Origin of the sequence: Pseudomonas baetica (assembly GCF_019733355.1) — a bacterium.
GTDB lineage: Bacteria > Pseudomonadota > Gammaproteobacteria > Pseudomonadales > Pseudomonadaceae > Aquipseudomonas > Aquipseudomonas baetica_A.
The window spans coordinates 1-4,742 of record NZ_JAIHLQ010000092.1 but is presented as its reverse complement, the minus strand read 5'-3'; the positions used below and the strand labels follow the sequence as shown (position 1 = coordinate 4,742).

At 55.1% G+C, this 4,742-nt stretch carries 4 protein-coding genes; 2 read left to right on the top strand and 2 right to left on the bottom strand.

Translation table 11 applies throughout. The features are described 5' to 3' along the window. Window positions 1-64 precede the first annotated feature (64 nt). A complete protein-coding gene (gene tyrS / locus K5E40_RS33985; RefSeq protein ID WP_221734396.1) occupies window positions 65-1,270 on the bottom strand; it encodes a tyrosine--tRNA ligase in 1,206 nt (401 codons plus the stop codon). 212 nt (window positions 1,271-1,482) lie between these two features. On the opposite strand from tyrS, the gene K5E40_RS33980 reads away from it, so the two are divergent. Beyond that, window positions 1,483-2,898, top strand: a complete 1,416-nt coding sequence (locus K5E40_RS33980) for a peptidoglycan DD-metalloendopeptidase family protein (protein WP_221734395.1) — start codon at window positions 1,483-1,485, stop codon at window positions 2,896-2,898. A gap of 3 nt (window positions 2,899-2,901) precedes the next feature. Next, a complete protein-coding gene (locus K5E40_RS33975; protein ID WP_221734394.1) occupies window positions 2,902-3,993 on the top strand; it encodes an anhydro-N-acetylmuramic acid kinase in 1,092 nt (363 codons plus the stop codon). Between the two features lie 74 nt (window positions 3,994-4,067). Here the strand turns inward: K5E40_RS33975 and erpA are convergent, their stop codons facing one another. Beyond that, window positions 4,068-4,418: an iron-sulfur cluster insertion protein ErpA gene (gene erpA / locus K5E40_RS33970; RefSeq protein WP_060541601.1), complete on the bottom strand. Its 351-nt coding sequence runs from the start codon at window positions 4,416-4,418 to the stop codon at window positions 4,068-4,070. Between the last annotated feature and the right edge of the window lie 324 nt (window positions 4,419-4,742).

Sequence of the window (4,742 nt, the reverse complement as noted above, 5' to 3'; positions counted from 1 at the left end):
GTTTCGACTGCGCCGGAAGTGGGGCGAATTATAGACGTCTGGAATTCGCCGTCAACACCTATTTTCAATCCCCCTCAGATTTCAACGAAATACGCGCGAATGCCTTCTTACCAGCCTGACAAACGTGAGTCGCCCCCAGTACGTATATAAAGGAGCGATCAACCACCTCACCATCAACCCGCACACCACCAGAAGCCAGCAGATCTCGTGCAGCAGCGGAGTTCTTCACCAGGCCTGCCTTATTAAGGACAGCAGCAATCGGCATATCCTCAGCAGAAGCCAGCTCGATCTCCGGCAGATCATCCGGCAACTCGCCATCCTTCATACGATTACCCGCCGCACGGTGAGCATTCGCAGCTGCCTCTTCACCATGGAAGCGCGCAACGATCTCTTCAGCCAGTTTGATTTTGATATCGCGCGGATTGGCTCCAGCCTCTACATCAGCACGGAACGCACCAATCTCATCCATGGTACGGAAACTGAGCAACTCGAAGTAGCGCCACATGAGCGCATCTGGAATAGAAACCAGTTTGCCGTACATGACACCGGGCGCCTCCTGGATGCCGACGTAATTGCCCAGCGACTTGGACATTTTCTTCACGCCATCCAGCCCTTCCAGCAGCGGCATAGTCAGAATGCACTGAGCCTCTTGACCATAACCACGCTGTAGCTCACGCCCCATCAATAGATTGAACTTCTGATCGGTACCACCCAACTCGACATCCGCACGCAGAGCAACAGAGTCATAACCCTGAACCAACGGATAGAGAAACTCGTGAATCGCGATCGGCTGATTGGTGGTGTATCGCTTATCGAAGTCATCGCGCTCAAGCATGCGAGCAACGGTGTACTGCGAAGTCAGACGAATGAAATCTGCCGGCCCCATCTGATCCATCCAGGTGGAGTTGAACGCGACTTCGGTCTTCGCCGGATCAAGAATCTTGAACACCTGAGTTTTGTAAGTCTCGGCATTTTCCAGAACCTGCTCACGAGTCAGCGGCGGCCGCGTTGCGCTCTTGCCGCTCGGATCACCGATCATCCCGGTGAAGTCACCTATAAGGAAGATCACCTGATGCCCCAGCTCCTGGAACTGGCGCAGCTTATTAATAAGCACAGTGTGACCCAAGTGCAGATCGGGAGCGGTTGGATCGAAACCAGCCTTAATACGCAGCGGCTGGCCACGCTTGAGCTTCTCGACCAGCTCGGACTCGACCAACAGTTCTTCCGCACCACGTTTAATCAGCGCTAGCTGCTCTTCAACCGACTTCATAACAGACCCGCAAGGCTCAGATTCAAAGGGAACCAACCATACAAGATCGCGCACCAATTACAAGTTTTGCCCGGCGCACGGACACCAATCCACAGACGCGAGGTCTGTAGACTTGCTTCAGAGATGATTTGGTTATATTTTATACAGTTATTTCATCTTCATCATGTCATTCATCTTTTCCAATTCATCACTATTCAAAGTCAAAATTACTTATGACCACAGAACCGTCTAAAGCGCCGCCGCTTTACCCGAAGACCCACCTGCTCGCCGCAAGTGGAATCGCCGCCCTTCTCAGCCTGGCGCTCCTGGTATTTCCTTCCAGTGATGTTGAAGCCAAAAAGACAACGCTGAGCCTTGAACTGGAAAGTCCTGCTGATCAACTGGCACAAGATCAAGACGCCGCTGACGCGGCTCAAGCCACAAACGAGCCAGCAGCTTCGCCATTTGCACAGATAGAAAACAGTAGCGAAAACACTACTGAAGCCGCGTCCGCGACAGTTCAGGCCGACGAAAAACCAAAAGACCCCTGGCACCGCGAAATCGTCGTCGCCAAGGGCGATACGCTGTCCACATTGTTCGAAAAGGTGGGGCTGCCAGCTGCGGCCGTGCATGAAGTACTGGCCAGTGACAAGCAAGCCAAGCAATTCAGCCAGCTCAAACACGGCCAGAAACTCGAATTCGATCTGAACCCGGAAGGGCAACTGACCAGCCTTCACAGCAAGGTCAGTGATGTCGAAACCATCACCCTGACCAAGAATGACAAAGGTTATTCCTTCAACCGTGTTATCGCGAAACCAACCGTTCGCACTGCTTATGCCCACGGCGTCATCAACAGTTCGCTGTCGCAGTCGGCTGCGCGTGCTGGCCTGTCTCACAGCCTGACCATGGATATGGCCAATGTATTCGGCTATGACATCGACTTTGCGCAGGACATCCGCCAGGGTGATGATTTCGACGTTATCTACGAGCAGAAAGTGGTTAACGGCAAAGCTGTCGGCAACGGTCCGATCCTGTCCGCGCGGTTCACTAACCGAGGCAAGACCTATACCGCTGTTCGTTACACCAACAAACAGGGCAACAGCAGTTATTACACGGCTGACGGCAACAGCATGCGCAAGGCGTTTATCCGTACCCCGGTGGACTTCGCCCGCATCAGCTCGAAGTTCTCCATGGGCCGTAAACATCCTATCCTCAACAAGATCCGTGCTCATAAAGGTGTCGATTACGCAGCACCACGCGGCACACCAATCAAGGCGGCCGGTGACGGCAAAGTGCTGTTGGCCGGTCGTCGCGGCGGCTACGGCAACACAGTGATCATCCAGCACGGTAATACTTACCGTACGCTTTACGGGCACATGCAAGGCTTCGCCAAAGGCGTGAAAACCGGCGGTACCGTCAAGCAGGGCCAAGTGATCGGCTACATCGGCACCACCGGCCTTTCCACCGGTCCGCACTTGCACTATGAATTCCAGGTCAACGGCGTTCACGTCGATCCACTGGGACAAAAGCTGCCAATGGCCGATCCGATCGCCAAATCCGAGCGCTCTCGTTTCATGGCTCAGAGCCAGCCGCTGATGGCACGCATGGATAAAGAGAAGGCCACAATGCTGGCTTCGAGCAAGCGTTAAGCCATGGCCCTGTATATCGGTGTGATGTCTGGAACCAGTCTCGATGGCCTGGACATCGCGCTGATCGAACATACCCCGGCAATCAAACTGATCGCCACGCATTACATCCCTATGCCTGAGTCCCTGCGCGCCGAGCTACTTGGCTTATGCGCCAGCGGCCCTGACGAGATCGCCCGCTCTGCGATTGCACAGCAGAACTGGGTAAAACTCGCCGCTCAGGGCATTCACACCCTCCTTGATCAGCAGAAGCTCCAACCTCAAGCCATACGCGCGATAGGCAGTCACGGCCAGACCATTCGCCATGAGCCCGCACGCGGCTTCACCGTACAGATCGGCAACCCGGCCCTGCTGACCGAGTTGACAGGTATCACAGTGGTCAGTGACTTCCGCAGCCGCGATGTCGCTGCCGGTGGCCAAGGCGCACCACTGGTACCAGCCTTCCATGAAGCTTTGTTCGAAGAGCGTAACGGCAACCAGGCTGTCTTGAATGTCGGCGGTTTCAGCAATCTCAGCCTGATCGAGCCGAACAAGCCTGTAGCCGGTTTCGATTGCGGCCCCGGAAACGTGCTGATGGACGCCTGGATTCAACAACAAGTCGGAGAAAACTACGATCGCAATGGTCAGTGGGCAGCCACCGGCACTGCAGAACCAAGCCTGCTCAAAGCACTGCTCAGCGACCCTTTCTTCGTGACTAAAGGGCCGAAAAGCACGGGGCGGGAAGTGTTCAATCTGCCTTGGCTGCAACAGCACCTCTCCCACCTACCGACGCTTGCTGCTGAAAACGTCCAGGCCACTTTGCTTGAGCTGACCGCGCTGACTATTGTTGAGTCGCTGCAAAGCGCTCAATCCGATACCAGAGAACTGTTGGTCTGCGGTGGCGGCGCGCACAATGCCACGCTTATGAAGCGACTGGCCGATCTGCTGCCGAAGGCGAAAGTCGCCAGCACCGCCACGCGCGGTGTAGACCCGGACTGGGTCGAAGCCATGGCTTTCGCTTGGCTGGCCCATTGCTGTCTAGAAGGCATTGCCGCCAACCGCCCAAGCGTCACCGGCGCCCGCGGCCTGCGAGTACTTGGCGCTATCTACCCAGCCTGACTCAATTTACAGAAAACAAAACGCCGCCGAACCGTGAGGCTCTGCGGCGTTTTGCTGTGTTCAGCGAAGTGCGATCAGATCGAGAACGAAGATCCGCAACCACAGGTCGTGGTGGCGTTCGGGTTTTTGATCACGAAGCGCGAACCTTCCAGACCTTCCTGGTAGTCCACTTCGGCACCCGCGAGGTACTGGAAGCTCATCGGGTCAACCACCAGACTCACGCCTTCACGCTCGACGATGGTGTCGTCCTCTGCCACCTCTTCATCGAAGGTGAAACCGTATTGAAACCCTGAACAACCGCCGCCCGTAACGAATACGCGCAGCTTCAAGCGATCATTCCCCTCTTCATCGACCAGGCTCTTCACCTTGTGCGCGGCACCGTGGGTGAATTGCAAAGCCGTGGGGGTGAAGGATTCGACGCTCATGCTGACTATCTCCCGGCGTTACGCCGCCATAATGCGTGATGACGCGCATTATCCGCTTGTCCGAGAAAATCGGTCAACTATTGTTACGGTATATCAATCAAGCCGATCGGCGGTTCAGAATGCAAAAAGGCCCGTTCAACGGGCCTTTTTACTGTGCACTGTCTCGTCCTGAATAAGGTTTACACCTTCTGGCTTCTTATCAGGAGGGTGCAATGGATACGGGCGCAAAACGTAGTCAGCGCGATTACACGCTGACTTTTAAATTGTCGGTTGTCGACCAAGTAGAAAAAGGCGAGTTGAGTTATAAAGAGGCTCAACGGCGTT